The 22,694-nt window shown below is 56.5% G+C and carries 20 protein-coding genes; 1 reads left to right on the top strand and 19 read right to left on the bottom strand.

Features of this window, described 5'->3' with window-relative positions:
- Positions 1-8: 8 nt before the first annotated feature.
- The 4 genes from menH to CMQ96_RS08890 all read right to left on the bottom strand — a co-directional run bounded on the left by menH (position 9) and on the right by CMQ96_RS08890 (position 4,366).
- Positions 9-767, bottom strand: coding sequence for a 2-succinyl-6-hydroxy-2,4-cyclohexadiene-1-carboxylate synthase (gene menH / locus CMQ96_RS08905; protein WP_098066611.1), 759 nt, complete (start codon positions 765-767; stop codon positions 9-11).
- Positions 764-2,434 (bottom strand): 2-succinyl-5-enolpyruvyl-6-hydroxy-3-cyclohexene-1-carboxylic-acid synthase, encoded by a 1,671-nt coding sequence (gene menD, locus CMQ96_RS08900; RefSeq protein WP_098066609.1) that lies wholly within the window; start codon positions 2,432-2,434, stop codon positions 764-766. Before menD ends, menH begins: the two co-directional genes overlap by 4 nt.
- 77 nt (positions 2,435-2,511) lie before the next feature.
- Positions 2,512-3,807, bottom strand: coding sequence for an isochorismate synthase MenF (gene menF, locus CMQ96_RS08895; RefSeq protein ID WP_049100302.1), 1,296 nt, complete (start codon positions 3,805-3,807; stop codon positions 2,512-2,514).
- 97 nt (positions 3,808-3,904) lie between these two features.
- Positions 3,905-4,366 (bottom strand): GNAT family N-acetyltransferase, encoded by a 462-nt coding sequence (locus CMQ96_RS08890; protein ID WP_004870979.1) that lies wholly within the window; start codon positions 4,364-4,366, stop codon positions 3,905-3,907.
- A 59-nt stretch (positions 4,367-4,425) separates the two neighbouring features.
- Here CMQ96_RS08890 and rnz point away from each other — a divergent pair, with 59 nt between their 5' ends.
- Positions 4,426-5,343 carry a ribonuclease Z gene (rnz, locus tag CMQ96_RS08885; RefSeq protein WP_024359257.1) on the top strand — a complete coding sequence of 306 codons (918 nt, stop codon included), beginning with the start codon at positions 4,426-4,428 and terminating at the stop codon, positions 5,341-5,343.
- Between the two features lie 48 nt (positions 5,344-5,391).
- Here the strand turns inward: rnz and CMQ96_RS08880 are convergent, their stop codons facing one another.
- From CMQ96_RS08880 to nuoG, 15 genes are all read right to left on the bottom strand, one after another.
- Positions 5,392-5,922: a tyrosine-type recombinase/integrase gene (locus CMQ96_RS08880; protein WP_004870975.1), complete on the bottom strand. Its 531-nt coding sequence runs from the start codon at positions 5,920-5,922 to the stop codon at positions 5,392-5,394.
- A gap of 34 nt (positions 5,923-5,956) precedes the next feature.
- Positions 5,957-6,466, bottom strand: a complete 510-nt coding sequence (locus CMQ96_RS08875) for a fimbrial protein (protein ID WP_004870973.1) — start codon at positions 6,464-6,466, stop codon at positions 5,957-5,959.
- Positions 6,467-6,478: 12 nt separating this feature from the next.
- Positions 6,479-7,522, bottom strand: coding sequence for a fimbrial protein (locus CMQ96_RS08870; RefSeq protein ID WP_024359258.1), 1,044 nt, complete (start codon positions 7,520-7,522; stop codon positions 6,479-6,481).
- Between the two features lie 19 nt (positions 7,523-7,541).
- Positions 7,542-10,091, bottom strand: coding sequence for a fimbria/pilus outer membrane usher protein (locus CMQ96_RS08865; protein ID WP_049100295.1), 2,550 nt, complete (start codon positions 10,089-10,091; stop codon positions 7,542-7,544).
- Between the two features lie 30 nt (positions 10,092-10,121).
- Positions 10,122-10,784, bottom strand: a complete 663-nt coding sequence (locus tag CMQ96_RS08860; protein WP_024359260.1) for a molecular chaperone — start codon at positions 10,782-10,784, stop codon at positions 10,122-10,124.
- A gap of 62 nt (positions 10,785-10,846) precedes the next feature.
- The gene (locus CMQ96_RS08855; protein ID WP_024359261.1) at positions 10,847-11,374 is read right to left on the bottom strand and encodes a fimbrial protein; all 528 of its coding nucleotides are present in this window, start codon (positions 11,372-11,374) and stop codon (positions 10,847-10,849) included.
- A 425-nt stretch (positions 11,375-11,799) separates the two neighbouring features.
- Positions 11,800-12,351, bottom strand: a complete 552-nt coding sequence (locus CMQ96_RS08850; RefSeq protein ID WP_024359262.1) for a tyrosine-type DNA invertase — start codon at positions 12,349-12,351, stop codon at positions 11,800-11,802.
- A 202-nt stretch (positions 12,352-12,553) separates the two neighbouring features.
- Entirely contained in the window at positions 12,554-14,011 is a 1,458-nt protein-coding gene (gene nuoN, locus CMQ96_RS08845) for an NADH-quinone oxidoreductase subunit NuoN (RefSeq protein ID WP_024359263.1), read from the bottom strand.
- A 6-nt stretch (positions 14,012-14,017) separates the two neighbouring features.
- A complete protein-coding gene (gene nuoM / locus CMQ96_RS08840) occupies positions 14,018-15,547 on the bottom strand; it encodes an NADH-quinone oxidoreductase subunit M (RefSeq protein ID WP_004870953.1) in 1,530 nt (509 codons plus the stop codon).
- A gap of 157 nt (positions 15,548-15,704) precedes the next feature.
- Positions 15,705-17,546: an NADH-quinone oxidoreductase subunit L gene (nuoL, locus tag CMQ96_RS08835; protein ID WP_004870951.1), complete on the bottom strand. Its 1,842-nt coding sequence runs from the start codon at positions 17,544-17,546 to the stop codon at positions 15,705-15,707.
- Positions 17,543-17,845 carry an NADH-quinone oxidoreductase subunit NuoK gene (gene nuoK / locus CMQ96_RS08830; RefSeq protein WP_004104062.1) on the bottom strand — a complete coding sequence of 101 codons (303 nt, stop codon included), beginning with the start codon at positions 17,843-17,845 and terminating at the stop codon, positions 17,543-17,545. The genes nuoL and nuoK overlap by 4 nt, the downstream gene beginning before the upstream one ends.
- On the bottom strand, positions 17,842-18,396 hold the full coding sequence (gene nuoJ, locus CMQ96_RS08825) for an NADH-quinone oxidoreductase subunit J (RefSeq protein WP_004123127.1): 555 nt from the start codon (positions 18,394-18,396) through the stop codon (positions 17,842-17,844). The genes nuoK and nuoJ overlap by 4 nt, the downstream gene beginning before the upstream one ends.
- A gap of 10 nt (positions 18,397-18,406) precedes the next feature.
- Entirely contained in the window at positions 18,407-18,949 is a 543-nt protein-coding gene (gene nuoI / locus CMQ96_RS08820) for an NADH-quinone oxidoreductase subunit NuoI (RefSeq protein ID WP_004104066.1), read from the bottom strand.
- Positions 18,950-18,963: 14 nt separating this feature from the next.
- Complete coding sequence (nuoH, locus tag CMQ96_RS08815; protein ID WP_004870946.1) at positions 18,964-19,941, bottom strand: NADH-quinone oxidoreductase subunit NuoH; 978 nt, start codon at positions 19,939-19,941, stop codon at positions 18,964-18,966.
- Positions 19,938-22,664, bottom strand: coding sequence for an NADH-quinone oxidoreductase subunit NuoG (gene nuoG / locus CMQ96_RS08810; protein WP_098066607.1), 2,727 nt, complete (start codon positions 22,662-22,664; stop codon positions 19,938-19,940). The genes nuoH and nuoG overlap by 4 nt, the downstream gene beginning before the upstream one ends.
- Between the last annotated feature and the right edge of the window lie 30 nt (positions 22,665-22,694).

Here is a 22,694-nt window from a genome sequence, read left to right as displayed (position 1 = left end):
TCCTTCAGTTAACTCGCTAAAAACTGCGCCAGACAAGCCACGACAGCATCGGGGTTTTCCCGATGCGCATTGTGTCCGGCATGATTAATCACGTGCGTGGTGGCCGATAGCTCATCGGCGATGGCGCGAAACTTGCCGTCGCGTTCGCCGCAAAGGTAATGAAAAGGGAACTCGCGAGCCCGTAACGGTTCGCGGAGATCGGGCTGTTCCGCCAGCGAGCTGGCCTGCAGCATTGCCGCCAGCGCACCGCCGTTATTGCGGCTGCGTAGCGCAATCAGCGCCGCCCGCTGCGCGGCATCAAGGGAAGCAAAGACCGGCTGCTGATACCAGTCGGCAAACACCTGGGTCAGCGGCTCGCGGCGAAAGCGTTCAGCCCAGGCGGCATCGCCGTGGCGGCGCAGCAAACGTTGGTTTTCATCCGTTAACCCCGGATGCCCCCCCTCCACCACCAGCCCGCAGAGCCCTTCGCGCGGCTGGCAGGCAAAGTACATGGCCACCCGTCCGCCAAGGGAGTAACCCACCAGCCAGCACTTAAGTATGTTGTAACTATTAAGCGTTTTCTCAACAAGATAACCAACCTCGGCCAGGCTGTTTGCCGCAATATTCGCTGAACCGCCGTGGCCCGGCAGGTCAATATAGAGACGCGAATACGCGCCAAACGCCTGGCCGACCGTCAGCCATTCGTGACAATCGCCGGAAAAACCGTGCAAAAAGACCAGCCAGGGATGGCCCGGCTGGCCGCGTTCGGCCAGCGCGTGGAGGATCATAGCTGACTCACCTGCGCCAGCAGCCGCTGCAAAGTTTGCGTACCGTCGGTTTCGTTGACCACCAGCTCAATCAGCGTCGCGCCGGGCGCTCGCCAGGCAACGTCCAGCGCCCGTTCCAGTTCATTCCAGTCCGCAGGGCGATGATAGGTCAGATCGAACATCGCCGCCGCATGGGCGAAATGGATATTCTGCGGCATCAGATAGAACTGGCTTCGCTGCGCCTGCGGCGTGGGCAGCAGGGAAAAAATCTGCCCGCCGTTATTGTTGACGACAATCAGCACCATCGGCGCTGAAGCCTGACGCAGGAGCGCCAGCGAGTTGAGATCGTAAAGCGCCGACAGATCGCCGACGATAGCCAGCGTAGGGCGCGCGCTGGCGCGCTGCACCCCGGCCGCCGTCGCCAGCAGGCCGTCGATTCCGCTGGCCCCGCGATTGCTGTAGACCGGGTAACCCGCCGGTAGCTGCGACAGCGCGTCAATTAAACGTACCGCCAGGCTGTTGCCGACAAACAGCTGCCCTTGATCCGGCAGATAGCGCCGGATTCGCTGCGCCAGCTGGGCCTCGCCGAACGCCTCGCTGCTGGCGACCGCCGCCTGCCAGGCCTGGCGCGCCAGTTCAGGAATAACGACGGCCCACGGCTGGCGTTTTTCCGCCGGGTGCTGCTCAAGCCAGCGGTCGATGGCGCAGACCAGGCGACGACCGCGATGCTGGGCAGGATCCAGACGCCCCGGCAGGTTGTCCACCAGCCAGTACTCTTCGGGTTCGCAGTTAGCCTGCCACTGCAAAACGCGTTTGCTGGTCAGGCTGCTGCCCAGTTGAACAATGATTTGCGCCTGCGCCAGTTCGCTGACCGCTTTTGCGTTGCCGAGCCACAGATCGGCGCAGGGAAGCGGCTGCCCGGTTTGCGAGAGCACATCGCCAATCAGCGGCCAACCGAGCGTTTTCGCCCACTCGGCAACCTTCTGGCCCTCTTCCGCGCTCATCCGTCCGGCGACCACTACGCCGCGTTTTTGGCGCCAGAAAAACCAGTCACGCTGCTTTTCGCTTGAGGTCTGCAGAGACTGACGCAGCCAGGGCTTATCGCTCTGCCACCAGTCGCCGAGCTGCTGCTGCCATTCGGCGCCGGTGTCGTCCATATCGCCATACAGCGGTTCGGCAAACGGGCAGTTAATATGAACGCCGCCGACGTGCAGCGCGCCGAGCGCCTGGTCGAGGGTCGAGACCAGCCAGCGGGAGGAGATATCCTGCGACGGGCGCGGAAGGGATATTGTGTGCGACGGATGCGAGGCGAACATGCCCGGCTGGCGTATAGCCTGATTCGCGCCGCAGTCGATCAGCTCCGGCGGCCGGTCGGCGGTCAGCAAAATGAGTTTTTCGCCGGTCAACCCGGCTTCAATCAGCGCCGGATAGAGGTTAGCCGCCGCGGTACCGGAGGTCACAATTACCGCCACCGGCTGGCCGCTGGCTTTCGCCAGCCCTAACGCCAGATGGCCAAGACCGCGTTCGTCAAAGTGGGTATGGTGAATAAACGCGTGGTTTTCCGCCGCCGCCAGGGTTAAAGGCGTCGAACGCGATCCGGGCGCAATGCAGATGTGCTGCACGCCGTGGCGGGTCAAAGCTTCAAGGATCACCGCCGCCCAGCGTCGGTTAAATGCGCTTACTGACATGAATTTGTCCAGTATCAAATATTGAGGCTAAGTATAGATAAAGCAGACTGTTGCCGTTTTGATATGCATCGTTTTATCTATGTTTCTGTAAGCAGTAACGAACGCAATCCCGCGGCTTTATTTTCAATTTCCTGCCACTCCTGCTCAGGGTAAGAGCCGCTGACGATCCCCGCCCCGGCATACAGTCTGAGCGTATGGTTTTCGACTTTCGCCGAACGCAGAGAGACGCAAAATTCGCTTTGCGCCAGCGACAGATAGCCAGCAGAGCCTGCATACCAGCCGCGGGTAAAAAGCTCATTACGGGTGATAAAATCCAGCGCCACCTGACGCGGCAAACCCGCGACCGCCGCCGTGGGCTGAAGCAGATGAAGACAGCGGGCATCATCGGGTTTATCCAGCTCGGCCCATATACAGCGCCGCAAATGCTGAACTTTCCGCAAACGAACAATCTGCGGCGGCAGCACTTCCAGCGCGCGCGTCTCCCCTTGCAGCCGCTGGCAGATATCCTCCACCACCAGCATATTTTCGCGCTGATTTTTATCGTCGCCCATCAACCAGTTGCCCAAACGCTGGGCCTGACGATCGTCCGCATGGCTGGCGACGGTTCCCGCCAGCGCTTCGGTACGCAATAGCGCGCCGCGCCGCCGCCACAGCCGTTCCGGCGTTGAACCCACGAATGCCTCTCGCGGGGTAAAGGCCATCAGGAAGTGGAAGCAGTTAAGATTGCTGCGACGGCTGGCGGCCATAATCGATCCGGCGTTTAACGGCGCGGCGAAATGCAAATCGGTGGCGCGAGCCAGCACTACTTTATCCATCTCCCCCGCCGCTATCGCCTGCGTCGCCTGCGTAATCAGCGCTCGCCACTGCGGATAAGCCGGGAAATGCTGTTCGCTAAGCAGAGAGGGCATCGCGGTGGCCTGCGCCTGTTTCGCCGTCAGCGAATCGAGAAATTCACGCGCCGCGCGGGCATCGTCGCGGAGCGAGCTCTCGCTGGACAGCACCAGACGTAGCGTGGCGCTGCCGCCCAGGCGACGCCACTCCAGCCTCGGCAATAGCAACAGGCCCTGCTGAGGATCAAAGGCGTTAAGGCCGCAAATTCGCAGGTCATCACGCCCCTGCTGGCGCAAAAAATCGTGCGCCAGCGTCAGGGAAGCAAAGGTTTTTACAGCTCCCAGCGCCGCCAGCTCTTCATCGCCGCTGCGCTGCTGCCAGTAAAACTGCGGCCACTGCCGCTGATGGTTGCACCACAGCAGCGGATCAAAAGCGTCATTCAGCGCAAAGGAGATATCGTAAATTCGCGTGCCGGGCGATGGCGGGAACGCTTCATCCAGGCAGCGGTATAGGCTTTCCAGCGCGGTGGAAACAGACAGCACGCGAACCTCCACGGAGTAAAAACCCCACATTATACGGGGTCCTACTGAGGAATAGCAGTACCCACGATGAGGGAGCGGCTTTTAATTCGCGCGACGGTCAGTGGGTGGCGATTTCGTACGCCATGCCGATATGGTCGATGCCGTCCTCGTCGTAAACTTCGGTCACCGGCACAAAACCGAAGCTGGCGTAGAATTTTTGCAGATGCGCCTGGGCGCCAAGATAGATGGCCTTTTGCGGCCAGTGTTGACGGCAGCTGGCCAGCGCCTGTTCCATCAGCTGATAACCCAGCTTCTCGCCGCGCGCCGCCGGGCTGATAATCACCCGGCCAATCACTACCGGTTCAAACTCGTCATCGCTCTTGAGAATGCGCGCGTAGGCCACCAGTTCATCGCCGCGCCAGCCGAGAAGATGGCGGTTCTCTCCCACCAGATCGTCGCCGTCGATGTCCTGATAGACGCAGGATTGTTCGACAACAAACACCGCACAGCGTAATTTCAGCACGGCATATAGCTGGGGGACGGTCAGTTCGGCGTGGTGAAGATCCTGCCATGTCATCATCTGCGGTTCCTTAGTTGGTATACTTTGTTTTTTGACCCACGCCCTGAGGATATTGGACGATGGAATTACTCTTTTTGGGGACATCCGCTGGCGTGCCGACCCGTACGCGTAATATGACGTCGATAGTGCTGAATTTGCAACAGCCAACAATGGCGGAGATGTGGCTGTTCGACTGCGGAGAGGGAACTCAGCATCAGTTTCTGCGCACCGCCTGTCACCCCGGCAAACTGAACAAGATTTTTATCACCCATTTACATGGCGATCACCTTTTCGGCCTCCCCGGCCTGCTGTGCAGCCGCTCGATGCAGGGCAATACTCTGCCGCTGACGCTGTACGGGCCAAAGGGGCTTAAAGAGTTTGTGGAAACCGCGCTGCGCCTGAGCGGCTCCTGGACCGATTATCCGCTCACTATCGTCGAAGTCGAACCGGGGCTGGTGTTTGATGAAGCCGGCTTCCGGGTCACCGCCTGGCCGTTAAACCATCCGGTCGAGTGCTATGGCTATCGTATCGAACAGCATGATAAGCCGGGCACCCTCGATGCCGCCCGGCTTATCGCCGAAGGCGTGCCTCCCGGCCCGCTGTTCCACCGTTTAAAGCAGGGGCTGACGGTTGAGCTGGATGGTCGGGTGATTGACGGCAGCCGCTACCTCGGCCCGGCAACGCCGGGTAAGAAGCTGGCGATTTTCGGCGATACCGCCCCCTGCCCGGCGGCGCTGGAACTGGCCCGCGGCGTGGATGTTATGGTCCATGAGGTGACCCTCGAACAGGCGATGGCGGAAAAAGCGAATAGCCGTGGCCATTCAACCAGCCAGCAAACCGCCGCGCTGGCGCACGACGCCGACGTCGGTACGCTTATCGCCACGCATTTTAGTTCTCGCTATGACGCTGAAGGCTGCCAGCGCCTGCTGGCAGAGTGCCGAGAGATATTCCCGTCTACCGTGCTGGCGGAAGATTTCATGGTCTATACCGTAGAATAAAAAAGAGGCGTAACGCGGCAGAGACAAAAGCCGCGAATACGCCGCCAGCTACTCTTCAACGTAGCTGTTATAACGCAGGATAGATTTCAAATTCCGATAACCCAGGTAATCCTGGATAGAGTCGTCATCAATGCCTTTTTTTCCCAGTTCATAGCCGCAGGCATGGCGCAGCATCCGCGGGTGAATATTTTGCTTCAATTTTGCCAGCTCGCAGCATTCACGAATAATCTGGTAAAAACGCTGACGGGTCATTTTATTACCGCGAGAGGAGATAAATAATAAATCATTTTGCGCCGGATAACACTCTCTGGCCAGCAACCAGCGCTGCAGTGAGAGAACCTCTTTCGGTTGTAATGGATGATACCCAGAAATACCGTGACGCGCCCGGCGAATATAAACTCGTTTTCCCGGCAGGTCGATATCTCGCAAAGTTAATGCGGTAATTTCGTTAATCCGGCAGCCGTGCAAAAAGCACATTTGAATCATGCAGCTATTTCTTTCCGGGTGAGCACAATAGTTTGCGGCAAGTACCAGTCGCTCAACATCCTTTACGCTCAGATATTCCGTATCTTCCTGCATACGCCATTCCTTTTCATCCAGTTAGCTCATCAGGTCATTGATAGGTAAATGTTAACTGCACCACCGATTCAAAGTTACCCGCCGTCGCTCCGCCCTGAGTTGAATATAAACGGGCAGCCAGCGGAAAAACGCCCTTTTGCGTACTGCTGTTAATCGCAACCGTCATCTTGTCCTGATTTTTATAGGTCGTGGAATGGTCGCTATTGGTTATTTGCAGCGCAATACGCTGCGCCGCATCGCTGGCCGCCACATTGGCGAAATGCGTGGCGTCATCGCCGTCCGTCACGCCGTCAAACTTCACCGTCGCTTTAGTGGTTCCTGCCGGGCAGTTTTCGACATTTAAGGTAAAGGTTTTCCACTCCGAAGCGGAGCCGGCCGCCTGAAAATTTGTTTTCACCAGCGTACCGAAATTCACCTCTTGATATTTTGTATCAGTGCTCACATCGCAGGGATAATAATAAATCGTGCCTTTTATATTTAAGGGTATTCCGCCCCAGGATGAAAAAACAGGCAGCAACAATGCCAACCATAGCGCCTTTTTCATTATTGACTCCTGCTATTCAATTTCAGCCTGAATGGTTGCCGTGGCGGTAAACCCACCGCCAGCGGGTAAATTACCGGTGGTATTTATCGGATAGACTTTCATAGTGGTATCCCCGGTCTGGGTCGAATAGTTCAGATCGACCGGCAGCAGCCCTGAAATCACTGGAATTTTGGTTCCGGTAATACTTTCAATCCGCACCGCAATATCGCTATTGGTCGTCACCAGCGCAGTGTTGTCATGGGAGTCAGCCGTGCCCTGGAATGAGAGAGCAATTTTAACCCCTGCCGAAATATTGGTGCAGGCCACGGTCATATTTACCTCGTAAGGAGTGAAGCCCGTCGGCATCTGGTTGGCCGTTTTGAAGTTATTGCCAGCAATATCGCCAAAATCAATGTTAATTGGCTGACCGGTATTTATTTCGCAGGACTGCGGTACCGTAACCGAGCCGCTCATTGAGATCTGCGTTAATGGATTTGCACCGTAGCTTCCAGAGATTCTTGTTCCATAGACATTAAGGATAACCGTCGGAGGGATAGTCACCTGACCAACAAATGGTCGAGTAAAATAGAGCGAAACGTATCCCACTGAACCACTCTGAAAAGTTGAACCGCCCGCATTGCAAGCAAAGCCCTGGTTATTGTTATTGCTTTTATTGTCGATAGGTGTTGGGAAATAGTCATTCACGCCCCCGGCAATATATAGCTCGCTGGCAATTTCCAGATATTTATTAAGCTGATAATAATTTACCCCGCCTCGACTTTGCGTCGCAGCCATCCCAGGTACCGTGGCTTTAAAATATGTAGGCCCAGTGATATAGCTGCCACAATCACATTTTGCATTATAATTTCCCCCGGTATTCCAACGGTACAGGCGAGGAAACGTCATCCCAGCCTGGTTTTGCGAGGGATTAGTAAAGGTTTCAATAAATGAGAATGTATTGCGAAATGGAGCGTGACCAGCCGAAGTCGTCTCACACCACCCGGTTGCCGCCATCGCCTGCGGCGATAGCGCCAGCGCCGACAGGCCTGCTAATATTGCCCATAAAAATCGTTTCATTATTTCTGCATCCTTTCGATTAGCGGCATAGCCCCGGGGCTACAATAATGCCGGTGAGAGTTTTACCTGACGGCAGCGCGTACTGAATCCGGCAGCGCTCCTGTGCGGCCGCTCCCCATTTCACGTTAAGCGCTCCATTAGACTCCAGCCCGGTCAGATAAACTTGTCCGCCCTCGCCAACGATAAATGCCTGCTCTGACGCCGCGGCTCCGGGTACGCTGACCATCGCGCCGAAAGGTACCGGCTGACCATTCGCCCGACGAACCGTCATCAGAACCCGGCTACCGACGCTGGTGGAGTAGTTTGCGCGAACCACCGCCCCGCGGGTTGGCACCACCGTTTGAGTGGTTAGCTCGAGATCGACATCGTCCGGCATCGTGCTGGTGTCAAGGGTCAAGATATTCTTGCGATACGGCGAGGCGTAAGGCACCACGGCGTAGCCCCGCCAGTCGGTTCTGACGCCGGTCTGGTTATTGATCCCAACCCCGGAAGCGCCGGGCGCTTTAACTAAAGCGAGGGTTTCGCCAAAAGGCTGCCCCAGCGTCAGGCCATTTTCATGCGCCAGGACTCCACCGCGCAGGGCGTAGTTCAGGCGATGGCTGTATTTATCATGGCTGTAGCCGCCGGTAAGCTCGCCATAGGTCGCGCGCCAGTCGGCATTAATGCTGCCGCTCTCCCCTCGTCCCTGGCTGGTGTATCCTTCCTGTACGCTCCAGCTCAGGTTATCACGCTCAAGCAAAGTGCCGGAAAGGCCCAGGTTGTTGCTGGTGGAGCCATTCTTACTGCTGTTCAGGGAGTAGCTGGCATAAACTGGTTTCGGCAGCCATTCCCCCAGCGGCACGCTGATGCTCAGAGCGAAAAGGTGGTCTTCATCATTGCGCGTTCCGGTATTCTGGTCGGTGGTATTACGGTTATAGCTGTAGTTCATGCTGTAGCTGACGCCGCGCCAGCTATTGTTGTATCCCACGCCGACGGACTCCATCGTGCGCCCGGTGTTCCAGTAATCTTCGCGGATATAGTTTAGCGAGAGAGACCCCATTTCTTCGCCAAGGCTCTGGCTGAGCGTCACTTCCCCGCGATTGCGCCGCCGTTCTATTGAAGGGGTATAATTATCGTCCCGATAGGTATCCAGCACCTCCTGCATATCCCAGTAGCCGCTGGTAGCATAGCGATATCCGGCCAGGGAAATGTTAGTCCCTAAGCCTGGAAGATCTTTGCTATAACGAATACGCACCGACTGCCCGCTCTCTTTGTCTTGATCCTGTCGGTTCGACCAGGCCTGGGTGACATCGGTCGATACGGCGCCAAGATCGCCAAGGTTTTTCCCCACCCCCAGCGCCAGGGACTGATATTTGCTGCTAAACTGACCGCCGCCGTACAGGGTTATCCCCAACGGTAGACCGTAAATAGCCGTCCCCTGAGTAAGGGGCGTTTCATCAATGCTATTGTCGTAGGCCCGGTATACGCCGGAGGTCACGCTATATTTGAGGCGGCCCTCGCGCTGCAGGACAGGCAGTGAAGCATAAGGCACGATCAGGTTTTGCTCGCTGCCATCGGATTCTTTAATAGTGACCGCTAAATCGCCCGAGCCACCGGTCGGATACAGATCGGTGATTTCGAACGCGCCGGGGGAGACATAGGTCTGGTAAATCTCATAGCCGTTCTGGCGAATAATGACCTGGGCATTGGTACGCGCAATCCCGCGAACCACCGGCGCATAGCCGCGCAGGCTTTCCGGCAGCATATCGTCATCGGAAGCCAGCATCGCCCCGCGAAAAGGGATGCCTTCGAAAATGTCGGCGTCGGTGCTGCTATCGCCCAACGTCATCACCCCTTGCAGGGCATTAATATTACGCTGGGCATAGGTATAAACCGTATCCCAGCTGTTACTGGACTCGCCTTCGCTGCTGTTACGTGACCAGGTAGTGTAGTTGCGCAAACGCCACGGACCCATGTTGATACCGGGACGCAGGTTAACGTATTGGTTGTCACTATCCGGCATGTCATTCTTGCGCGACCAGTTATTCGCCCCGCTTACGGAGTAGTTCAGCAGAAGGGCCGCTATGCCGTCATCCCACTGCTTCGGGTCGACCCAGCCCCGCGCCGCGCTGGTAACCGCCGCCTGAGGGAAACTTAATAACAGGCGTTGCTGACTAAAACGAAAGTCAGCCGTTGCCTGTGGTATAACGCCCAAATCCGCGCAGTCCGCCGATTTACGGCCTAATTCAGGGAATTGCTTAACGCGCACGCCCCATTCGGCAAGCTCTTCAACGTTCAGACACGGCTGCAGGGCCGTTTCCCCCGGGATCCGGCTTTGCTGAAAAGTGACATCCCGGGTCTCCATAAAGATATTGTTGAGGTAAATATCGACCCGATAGGTTCCCGGCTGCTGCCCTCCAGCGTGTTCATAAGCCGATAAATCCCTGACCCCCGTCTGCGGGCCATCCATTTCCAATAACGCCGGGTTAAACACATCCCGCGCCAGCGCAGTATCACACCACGGTATCAAGGCAACGGCCAGAGCTCCGGCTATCCGGTTAAGCCGCCATTTGTTATGATTATTGTTCATTGTCTCTGGAACTCCCTGGCCTGATAGCCTTTACAAATTAGCGCTGTGCTGCGCGCCAATACCGCCGTAATCATTAATCAGTTTCCACTGCAAAGAGCCTGTACTGCCGCGCGGCAAATCAAAACGCGCCGTCGCGCCAGGCGCCACCCAGTTGGCTTCTTTGACTTCCGCGCCACCGATTTTCACCTCGGCGAAATTCATATAAAACGCGGTGGGATTAGTGACCTGTAGCGTATTGCCGCTGCGCGTCCAGCGAAGCTGATCCGTCACTGTTTCCGGCGTTCCCTCGACGGATTTCGGCCGATAAATTAATTTGATACGGGTTTTAATAGCGATCTGTAATGTGTTGGCGCCAGCTTTGGCCTGTGAGGATGGAATCGCTTTGATATTCATCCAGAACATACTTTCTTTGTTTTCGGGCAATCCGCCGCTATAAATCACCCGCAGGCGGGTCTGCTGCTCACCGTCCAGGCGAAATAACGGCGGCGTTAACAGAAAGGGCGCGGCCCCTTTATCATTCTCCACCCAGCTCTGAATAAGATAGGGTGTAGCATCATTGTTGGTTACGCTCAGCGTGGCCTCTTTTTTACCGCCCGGATAAATCAGGCGAGTACCGCCGGTCACGACGCCCGCATGTGCCGTAGCGCCCACCAACAGCCATCCAGCCATCAACACTTTCAGGTATCGTTTCATCTCCAGCTCCCTGGAAAAGCGAGCCGATTTCGGCTCGCTAGCACGGTCTAATAGACGGAGGATCAGTTGTAGCTGATAGTGAAGTTAGCGCTACCGTTAGCTTTACCAGCAACAACAGTTGTGTCGGTCTGGATATAACGAACGCGGAACGGCAGATCGATATCACCGGTAGATGGGATGGTCAGGCTGGTAGAACGGGTGAACAGCGGCAGGGTACTGTTAGTGCTGCCATCAACCAGCTGCAGAGCCACGCCTGTAGCGACATTAGGTTCTGCGGTCAGCTGCAGTTTGCTATTGTCGCCGCCGACATTAGTGCCGGAGAACAGTACCGATGCTTTAGTAACCGTAGTCGGGCAGTTTTTCAGTTGGATATCAAAACCTTGCTCAGCCGCAGTAGAACCGGTACCGGTAAACGCCGTCTTGGCGATCTGTCCCATTTGGACTTCCAGCGGGTTAGACAGGTCGTTGACCACGTCGCAGCCAGCATCAATGATGTCGCCAATAAACTTCACCTGACCGTCATCTGCCAGCGCAGCACCAGAGATCGTCGCGCAGGCGGCAACAACAGCAGCAAGTAATGTTTTTTTCATGATTTGTCCTTTTCAATGCAGTCAATGCATTAACTTAAAAGCGCAATACCGTGCGCATCCTTTTATTTACGTTTGATATTAATAACGCAACAAAACATTGACCCATGAAATGGATATAATATTCTGAAGTGGTCATTTTGTATCAATTTGACCACTTCAATTAATTGAAATATATATTGCCAGGGAGGGCATTTTTTATTTCGTATTTACCAGGAAAAAGCCTAATAAACACGATAAAAAACTAAAGAGTGGGAAGAGGTACAAACCATACGTGAAGCTAATTAAAAAAACCGAAAAATAAATGACGTCTATATTTAATGTAACCACATGAAAATAATAACAAAAAACATTGTTAATCATAAATTGACATTGTTACCACCTGTGGATAGCATAGGAGTCAGTTTGATACAAAATGACTATTTCATTTACCAAACCTCTCTAAATCTTGCATCATTACTTGCCGTATAAATAACCGTATGCTGAATATTCCGGTGCCCAAGAAAATCCTGAATTAATCGCGTATCCACACCGTTATTCGCCAGCGCGAAACCACACGCGTGGCGCAGCATATGCGGATGCGCATTAATTTCCAACTGGGCAACAAGGCTCAGATTTTTCATCATTTGATATATTCTCTGGCGGGATAAAGGCTGGCCATTACGTGATAAAAAGAGCCAGCCGGAATTATTCCCGGGGTAATTATTACGCACACGCAGCCACTCGTTGAGTACCTTTACCTCTTGTTTATAAATAGGATGCGTGGTTGAAAAGCCATTTTTCAGCCGACGAATATAAATGACCCCGCTTTGAATATCGATATCAGAGAGCTTCCAGTGACGAATTTCGCTCACCCGACACCCATGATTAAAACACATCCACAGTAAACAGACATCGCGTTCCGGATTTGCCCCCCGCCTGGCCGCTTCAACCAAACGCTGAACCTCCCCGATGGTCAAATGCTTACGCCTTGTTTTCATTCACTTTCTCCATCTACAAAACACAACAGTGTGCGTAGTAATAATAGTACGGAAAATAAGAGGATGAGTGGAAATGTAAAGTGAGATTAATATGATAAAAAGCATGAATATTACAAAAAATATTAAAGCAAAGGTCCCACCGCTTTCGCGTAGATAAAAAAAGGACCGCCGAAGCGATCCTTTTTACCCACGACGGATATGATTACATCAGCGGCGTAGCCAACTGTACGATGCTGATTAACGGCTGCGGCCATACGCCCAGTACCAGCACCAGCAGCGCGGAGATCAGCACCACGATGCCCCCGGCGCTGTACTGCCAGTTAGACGGCGCATCGCGATTCAGTTTCTCTGGCGCGCTCAGATAGAGGCTCACCGCCACGCGCAGATAGTAGTAGAGGCCAATCGCTGAACCCAGCACTACCGCCCCGACCAGCCACCACAGGTGCGCGTGCACGCCTACCGCCAGCACGTAAAACTTACCGATAAAGCCCAGCGTCATTGGGATACCGGCAAGAGACAGCATCATCACCGTCATCACCGCCGACAGAATCGGACGATGCCAGAACAGGCCTCGGTAGGAGTAGAGCGAATCGGCATCAGGGCCGCGGTACGGGCTGGACATCAGGCTCACCACCCCGAACGCGCCGAGGCTGCTGAACAGGTAACCCGCCAGGTAAACCCCCACCGCTTCCATCGACATCTCGCCGCTCTGCAGGGCAATCAGCGCCACCAGCAGGTAGCCAAGATGAGAAATGGATGAGTAGCCGAGCAGACGTTTAATATTGGTCTGGCTCAGCGCCATCAGGTTACCGAAGATAATCGACGCAAAGGCGATAAGACCCAGCACCACGCGTACCGCCTCACTGCCGCCAACCGGCATATAGAGGAACAGACGCATCACCACGCCGAAGATGGCGATCTTGCTGGCGGTCGCCAGGAAGGTGGAGACCGGCGCAGGCGCCCCCTGGTAAACGTCCGGCGTCCACAGGTGGAACGGCACCAGCGACAGCTTAAAGCCGAGGCCGACAATCATCAAACCGAGACCGGCCAGCAGCAGCGGCTCGTGCAGCATGCCATCCGTCAGGCTCTTACCGAGCGCCAGGAACGAAAGGTTGCCGGAATTGGCATATACCAGCGCCATACCGAACAGCAGGAACGAAGAGGCAACGGCGGACAGAATCGTGTACTTGATGCTGGCTTCCAGCGAACGTTTCTGGCGGAAGGCGTAGCCGACCAGGCCGAACAGCGGCAGCGAAATCAGTTCGATACCGAGGAACAGCGCCGCCAGATGGTTAGCGCCCGCCAGCAGAATGCCGCCCAGCGCGGCGATCAGCACCAGCAGATAGAACTCTTCTTTATTGTCCTTGTAACCCTCAAGCCATGGGTAGGCGAAAGTACAGGTGGCGAGGCTCGCCAGCAGCACCAGCCCGGTGTAGAGCATCGAATAGCCGTCTACGCGAATCATCGGCGTGACGTCCATCGCTCCGTTCTGACCCACGAACCAGAGTGATATCAACGCGGCGTTCAGGCCGAGAACCGACAGCGTGGCATTGAGGAAATGATTGCGTCGCCACGCAATGGAGAGCATCACAACCACCACCGTCAAGCCGACGATCAGCAGCGGTAGCAGTGCGATCAGTTGTTGTGGAGTTATTGTCATGGCGAATTACGGCCTTGTAGTAGAAACAGAATTAACAAACCACTGCTGAATGTTGCTCATCGCAGAGTGCGAGGTGTCCAGAATCGGCTGTGGGAAGAAGCCCAGCAGCACCAGCAGAACAACCAGCAGCAGGATGATCGACAGTTCACGCAGGGACATTCCCGGCAATGCTTTCGCGGCGATTTCGCTTTTTGCTTTACCAAAGTACGCGCGATGCAGCATCGACAGCGAGTACACGGAAGCGAACACCAGACCGAAGGTAGAAATAATCGTAATCACCGGTACGGTTTTATAGCTGCCGAACAGAATCATAAATTCGCCGACGAAGTTACCGGTACCCGGCATCCCGAGGGTCGCGACCGCAAAGAACATCGACAGCGCCGGCAGCCACTTGATTTTGCTCCACAGACCGCCCATCTGACGCATATCGCGCGTATGCAGGCGCTCGTACAGCTGGCCGCAAAGGATAAACAGGCCGGCAGCGGACAGGCCGTGGGCAATCATCTGAATCACCGCGCCCTGGTAAGCCAGCTGGCTGCCGGTATAGATAGCAATCAGCACAAAGCCCATGTGGGAAACGGAGGTGTAAGCAATCAGACGCTTGATATCGTACTGGCTGAAGGCCATCCACGCGCCGTAGAAAATACCGATGACGCCCAGCCACATGGCGATAGGGGCAAATTCGGCGGAAGCGTTCGGGAACAGCGGCAGCGCAAAGCGCAGCAGGCCGTAGGCCGCGGTTTTCAACAGAATCCCCGCGAGGTCAACGGAACCGGCGGTCGGCGCCTGAGAGTGCGCGTCCGGCAGCCAGCCGTGCAGCGGAACCACCGGCATTTTTACCGCGAAAGCGATAAAGAAGCCCAGCATTAGCATGTATTCCACGCCGTGGGACATCGGGGTTTTCAGCAGTTCTTCATAGTTGAAGGTCCACACGCCGGTAGCGTTGAAGTGGACAAACGCCAGCGCCAGGATGGCAATCAGCATCACCAGCCCGCTCGCCTGGGTATAAATGAAGAACTTGGTTGCCGCCGTGATACGCGTTTTACCGTCGGAGGCTTTATGGCCCCACAGCGCGATCAGGAAGTACATCGGCACCAGCATCATTTCCCAGAAGAAGAAGAACAGGAACAGGTCGATAGCCAGGAATACGCCGATCACGCCGCCGAGGATCCACATCAGGTTAAGATGGAAAAAGCCCTGATATTTCTCGATTTCGCGCCATGAACAGAGCACCGCCAGCACGCCGAGCAGCCCGGTCAGCACCACCATTAGCAGCGACAGGCCGTCGATAGCCAGATGGATGCTGATACCGAATCGCGGGATCCACGGCATCACGAATTCCGACTGCCACTGCGGAATACCGGTTGATTGCGTGAGAGAATAGCCGCCCTGCATCCACAACTGCAGGCCAAGCAGAAACGTCAATCCCATAGTGATCAGCGCGATCCAGCGCGGCATCTTCACGCCAAAGCGTTCAGTCTGCCAGCACAGGAAGCCGCCGATAAAGGGAATTAATATTAGCCAGGGTAATAACATGGCGATCTTTATTCCTTGTTAAAGTCCCGTTCAGGACCGATTTTCAACGAATTCTCACAGAAAATTCACTTCGAATTGCGGGTTTTGTTGCCCGGCGGCGCTCTGCCCGCCGGGCCTACGGGTAAGCGCTACCCGACAACGCCCGCCCTCCGCAAACTCAACGCAATACCATCAGCAGCGCCAGCACCACGACCGCGCCGATGCCCATTGAAGCCACATACCAGCGCAGATAGCCGTTCTCACTCACCACCAGGCCTTTGCCTGCGAAGCGGGAAAGGATTGCCGGAATGTTCATCAGCGCATTCAGCGGATCGCTCTTCAGCAGCCACGCCACGCCGAGAAACGGCTTGACGAATACTTTGTCATACAGCCAGTCAAAGCCCCAGGCGTTGTACCACCAGGTACCGAGCAGACGACCCGGCGCGCTGTTGGCAATCGACGTCACCAGCGTGCGTTTACCCAGCCACAGCCAGGCGGCAATCAGAATGCCCGCGATGGCAATCACCCCGGAGGCGATTTCCAGCGTCATGACGCGTCCGTGTTCAAGCTCGGTGGTCTGCGGCAGCACGCCTTCCAGCGGCGGCACAATCAGCGCGCCAACGAAGGTCGAGAGCACCAGCAGCACAATCAGCGGCAGATGATGGGTTATCCCCTTCCCTGCGTGAGCGTGAATTTGTTCTTTACCGTGGAACACGATGAAAATCATACGGAAGGTGTACAGGGAGGTCATAAACGCCCCGACCAGACCGGCGACCATCAGATTAAGATGACCGTTCGCCATCGCGCCCGCCAGAATCTCATCCTTACTGAAGAAGCCGGCAGTCACCAGCGGCAGCGCGGACAGCGCCGCGCCCCCGACCAGGAAGCAGACGTAGACCAGCGGAATTGACTTACGCAGGCCGCCCATCTTGAAGATGTTCTGTTCGTGGTGGCAGGCGAGGATCACCGAGCCGGACGCCAGGAACAGCAGCGCTTTAAAGAACGCATGGGTCATCAGATGGAAAATCGCCGCGTCCCACGCCTGCACGCCGAGCGCGAGGAACATATAGCCAATCTGGCTCATGGTGGAGTAAGCGAGCACGCGTTTGATATCGGTCTGCACCAGCGCGGCGAAGCCTGCCAGCACCAGCGTTACCGCCCCGACGATCCCCACCAGATGCAGGACTTCCGGGGTCATCAGGAACAGGCCATGCGTGCGCGCAATCAGATAGACACCGGCGGTGACCATGGTCGCGGCGTGGATTAGCGCGGAAACCGGCGTTGGGCCCGCCATCGCGTCCGCAAGCCAGGTCTGCAACGGCAGCTGCGCGGATTTACCCACCGCGCCGCCCAGCAGCATCAGGGTAGCCCACATCAGCATGTTGTTGCCGGCCTCAAAGTGCGCAGGCGCCAGTTCGACCATTTCGCGGAAGTTCAGGGTGCCCAGTTCGTTGTAGAGAATGAACAGCGCGAACGCCAGGAACACATCGCCGACGCGGGTCACCACAAACGCTTTCATCGCCGCCGCGCCGTTCTTCGGATCGGTGTAGTAGAAGCCGATCAGCAGATAGGAGCACAGGCCCACGCCTTCCCAGCCGAGGTACATCAGCAGCAGGTTATCCGCGAGCACCAGAACGACCATGCTGGCGATAAACAGGTTGGTATAGGCGAAGAAGCGGGAGTAGCCCTCTTCACCGCGCATATACCAGGAGGCGAACATGTGGATCAGGAAGCCGACGCCGGTGACCACGGAGAGCATGGTCAGAGAGAGGCCGTCCAGCACCAGGTTGAAGCCAATGTTGAAGTCGCCGACCGACATCCAGGTCCACAGCGGTACGCTGAGCGCCTGTTTGCCGTTGGCAAAGAAGTCGACGCCGACAAACGCCGTCACCAGCGCCGCCAGGCCTACCGAGCCAACGCCTACGGTGGCGGATAAATTTTCCGACCAGCGGCCGCGGGAGAAGGCCAGCAAAACAAAGCCAATCAATGGCAAAAGAATGGTTAAGGCAAGCATGTTCATCCGCGCAACTCACTTACTGAATCGATGTTCAGGTTCTGGCGACGACGATGGAGCTGCAGCAGCAGCGCCAGGCCGATACTCGCTTCCGCGGCGGCGAGGGTGATGGCGAGGATATACATTATCTGGCCATCGGTCTGGCCCCAGTAGCTCCCTGCAACCACGAAAGCCAGCGCGGCGGCATTGATCATGATCTCCAGGCTAATCAGCATAAACAGCAGATTGCGGCGGATAACCAGCCCCGTCAGGCCGAGGACAAACAGGACAGAGGCGAGGATCAGTCCATGTGTTAAGGGGATCATGCGTGTTCCTCCGTTTTTCTTTTATCGCTGTCGTTCGGACGATTGCTCAGCACTTCCCCGGCGCGTTCTTCGCGACCGATATGGAAGGCGACAACCAGACCCGCGAGCAGCAGCATGGAGGCCAGCTCCACCGCCAGAACGTACGGCCCAAACAGCGCGATACCCACCTCTTTGGCGTTAATCGCCGCGCCGTCGATACCCTGATCGTTAACGCCGAGAATGGCGTAAACGATCACCACCAGCAGCACCGCGGAAAGAATGGCCGGACCAATCCAGATCCCGGGTTTCAGCCACTGACGTTCCTGTTCGATTTCGCTGCCGCCCAGGTTGAGCATCATCACCACGAACACGAACAGCACCATAATGGCGCCCGCATAAACGATAATTTCCAGCGCGCCGGCGAAGTAAGCCCCCAGCGAGAAGAACACCCCGGCAATCGCCAACAGCGAAATGATCAGGTACAGCAGCGCGTGCACCGGATTTGTGTGGGTGATCACCCGCAGGGTTGCGAGGATGGCTATCAGGCCACAGATATAAAAAGCGAATTCCATTGCCCTCTCCTTACGGTAACAGGCTCTTGACGTCGATAGGCTTGGCTTCGTTCTCTGCTTCGCCCTTATCTTTGCCGTCGATTGCCATACCCGCCATCCGGTAGAAGTTATATTCCGGGTATTTACCCGGACCGGAAATCAGCAGATCCTCTTTTTCGTACACCAGATCCTGACGTTTGTATTCGCCCAGCTCAAAGTCCGGGGTCAACTGAATCGCCGTGGTCGGGCACGCTTCTTCGCACAGGCCGCAGAAAATACAGCGTGAAAAGTTGATGCGGAAAAACTCCGGGTACCAGCGGCCGTCTTTGGTCTCCGCTTTTTGCAGAGAGATACAGCCTACCGGACAGGCTACCGCACACAGGTTACAGGCAACGCAGCGCTCTTCGCCGTCCGGATCGCGCGTCAGCACGATACGGCCACGGTAGCGCGGCGGCAGATATACCGGCTCTTCCGGGTACATCCGAGTTTCTCGTTTGGCAAAGGCGTGCATCCCGATCATGCAGATACTGCGGACCTGGGTGCCAAACCCTACCAATAATTCTTTTAAGGTCATGGTCAATTCACCCCTTATTGCGCCTGCCAGAGAATGACAGCCGCCGTTACCAACAGGTTGATCAGCGTTAACGGCAGGCATACCTTCCAGCCAAAGGACATTACCTGGTCATAGCGCGGACGCGGTAATGATGCGCGGATCAAAATGAACATCATCATAAAGAACGCGGTTTTCAGCGCGAACCAGATGAAAGGAGGTAACCATGGGCCATTCCAGCCGCCGAAGAACAGCGTCACAATCAGCGCCGATACGGTAACAATGCCGATATATTCACCGACGAAGAACAGACCGAACTTCATGCCGGAATATTCGATGTGGTAACCGTCGGCCAGCTCCTGCTCCGCTTCCGGTTGGTCAAACGGGTGACGGTGACATACCGCCACGCCCGCAATCGCAAAGGTCACGAAACCAAAGAACTGCGGGATGACGTTCCACAGATGCGCCTGGTTATTGACGATATCGGTCATGTTGAATGAACCGGCCTGCGCCACCACGCCCATCAGGGAAAGGCCGAGGAACACTTCGTAGCTCAGGGTCTGGGCAGAAGCACGCATCGCGCCAAGCAGCGAGTATTTGTTGTTGCTCGACCAGCCGGCGAACAGCACCGCATAGACCGCCAGGCCCGCCATCATCAGGAAGAACAGAATCCCGATGTTCAGATCGGCCACCACCCACGTCGGGCTGACCGGCACGATGGCGAAGGCCAGCAGCAGCGAAGTAAAGGCGATAACCGGCGCCAGAGTAAAGATCACGCGATCCGAGAAGCGCGGAACCCAGTCCTCTTTAAAGAACATTTTGATCATGTCGGCGACGAGCTGCAGCGAACCGCCCCAGCCCACGCGGTTAGGTCCGTAACGGTTCTGGAACAGGCCCAGCAGACGACGTTCGCCGAAGCTCATAAACGCGCCGCAAGTCACCACGACCAGCAGAATCACCACCGCTTTAAGGATGCTTAACAGAATGTCGATGAGATCGGGAGTTAACCAACTCATGCTTTCGCCTCCTGCAGAGTATCAATACGCGCTCCGGTCAGTACCGGCGCAATCCCTGGCATGCCCATCGGTAAGCCAACCTGCCCTGCCGTCAGCCCCGCCGAAATCACCAGCGGCAGGCTAAGCGCCTGGCCATCAACGCGCAAAGAGACCATTGCGCCTTCGTTCACCCCAAGCTTCGCGGCATCTGCCGGGTTCAGCTTAACGTACGGCTGCGGCATGCGGCTCTGGAATACCGGAGAACGCTGCGACAGCTCGTCGCTGCCGAACAGGTGATAGTAAGGCGCGATACGCCATTTCCCGTCCTCTGCCTGGAAGCTTGCCGGTACTGCGGTAAAGTACTCAAGACCGCTAGCGGAAGCTTCAAACAGACGCACGCCCGGATCGCCGTGGCGCAGTTTACCGCCCACTTCATCCTGGAACTTGTTCCACGCCTGCGGGGAGTTCCAGCCCGGAGCCCAGGCAAATGGAATTTGCGAGCGCGGCGCGGACGGCTGGTTGTTCCCTTCCATGGAGAAGGCGAACATGGTGTCTTTATCCTGCGGCTGACGCGGTTCATGCACGCTGATGTTGGCGCGCATCGCCGTACGACCGCTGTAGCGGTGCGGTTCACGGGCCAGCTTCTGGCCGCGAATGCGGAAGGTCGCATCCGGCGCGGCGTCTTTGATACCAGCCAGCTGCGGCAGTGCGGCAACGGCAGCGTCAATCACGTGGTCCAGCTGGGTCCAGTCAACCTGACGATTGTTCACGGTGCTGTGCAATGAGTGCAGCCAGCGCCAGCTCTCCAGCATTACGGTTTTCGCGTCGTAGTAGGCCGGGTCGTAAACCTGGAAGAAGCGCTGGGCGCGACCTTCGTTGTTGACCACGGTACCGTCGCTTTCCGCAAAGCTTGCCGCGGAGAGCACCAGATGCGCTTTTTCCATAATCGCCGTACGCTGATGGTCAACCACCATCACCAGCGGCGCTTTCGCCAGCGCCGCATCAACGCGGGCGGCTGAAGCGTGGCGGTGCAGGTCGTTTTCCAGCACGATAACCGCATCGGCTGCGCCGGTTTCCAGTTCGCTCAGCGCCTCTTCAAGCGAGCCGCCGCCGATCATGCCGAGGCCAACGCTGTTGACCGCGCGGGCGACCATCGTCACGCCGACATCGGCGCCGCGGCCTTTCAGGGCTTTCGCCACGTTGGCCGCCGCCTGAATCACTTCAATGCTGCCGGCGTTGGTTCCGGAGACAATCAGCGGTTTTTTCGCTCCGGATAACGCCTGAACGATCACGTCGATTTTGCCTTTCAGCTCGCCGCTCAGCCCTTCGACCGCCGGGGCGCTTTCATCCAGCGCATGGGCGATGGCAAAGCCGAGGCGCGCCTGATCTTCCACCGGCGCGCGGTAGGTCCATGCGGCGATGTCATCGAGGCGGGTGTCATCAATATTGGTGACAAACAGCGGATGCTTCGCGCGCTGGCCGATGTTAAGGATCGCGGCGATCTGCCAGTCGGCGACTTTCTGCGCCGCCGCCATTTCGCGCGCTTTGCCTTTCACCGCCTGACGCACCGCCAGCGCGATACGCGCGCCGGTCTGGGTGATGTCTTCGCCGAGGATCAGCACCGCATCGTAGGATTCGATTTCGCGCAGCGCCGGGGTATGGATACCGCCTTCGCGCAGCACTTTCAGCATCATCTGCAGGCGCTCTTGTTCGCCCTTCGCGATGCCGGTATAGAAGTTCCCGGCGCCGACCAGTTCGCGCAGCGCGAAGTTGCTTTCGAGGCTGGCGCGCGGGGAGCCGATACCGATCACTTTCTTCGACTGGCGCAGAATATCCGCCGCCCCCTGCATCGCCTGCTCGGCGTTAAGGGTAATCAGATCGTCACCGCGGCGTTGAACCGGCTGACGCGGACGGTCTTTGAGATTCACATAGCCGTAGCCGAAACGACCGCGGTCGCAGAGGAAGTAGCGGTTAACGGTACCGTTATAGCGGTTTTCGATACGACGCAGTTCGCCATAGCGTTCGCCGGGGCTGATGTTACAGCCGATGGAACACTGCTGACAGATGCTTGGCGCAAACTGCATGTCCCATTTACGGTTATAACGCTCGGAGTGCGTTTTATCGGTAAACACGCCGGTCGGACAGACTTCCACCAGGTTGCCGGAGAACTCGCTTTCCAGCGTGCCGTCTTCCGGGCGCCCAAAGTAGACGTTGTCGTGAGCGCCGTAAACGCCAAGGTCGGTGCCGTCGGCATAATCTTTGTAGTAGCGGACGCAGCGGTAGCAGGCGATGCAGCGGTTCATTTCGTGCGAGATGAACGGCCCCAGATCCTGGTTGCGGTGGGTACGCTTGGTAAAGCGGTAGCGACGGAAGCTATGACCGGTCATCACGGTCATATCCTGCAAGTGACAGTTGCCGCCCTCTTCGCACACCGGACAGTCATGCGGGTGGTTGGTCATCAGCCACTCAACTACGCTTTCGCGGAACTGCTTCGCTTCTGCGTCGTCGATGGAAATAAAAGTGCCGTCGGATGCCGGAGTCATACAGGACATCACCAGGCGGCCACGCGTGTCTTCCGCGTTCTGATATTGCTTCACCGCACACTGGCGGCAAGCACCGACGCTCCCTAGCGCCGGATGCCAGCAAAAGTATGGAATATCAAGGCCCAGAGAGAGACAAGCTTCTAGCAGGTTGTCCGCTCCGTTGACCTCGTATTCTTTGCCGTCTACATGAATCGTAGCCATTTGCGTGCTTCCAAAAATAAAAAACCTTTA

The sequence above is a fragment of the Klebsiella sp. MBT K-1 genome (assembly GCF_002556465.1).
Classification (GTDB): domain Bacteria; phylum Pseudomonadota; class Gammaproteobacteria; order Enterobacterales; family Enterobacteriaceae; genus Klebsiella; species Klebsiella grimontii.
The sequence above is the reverse complement of the archived record's forward strand: the minus strand, read 5'-3'. Positions and strand labels throughout refer to the sequence as shown.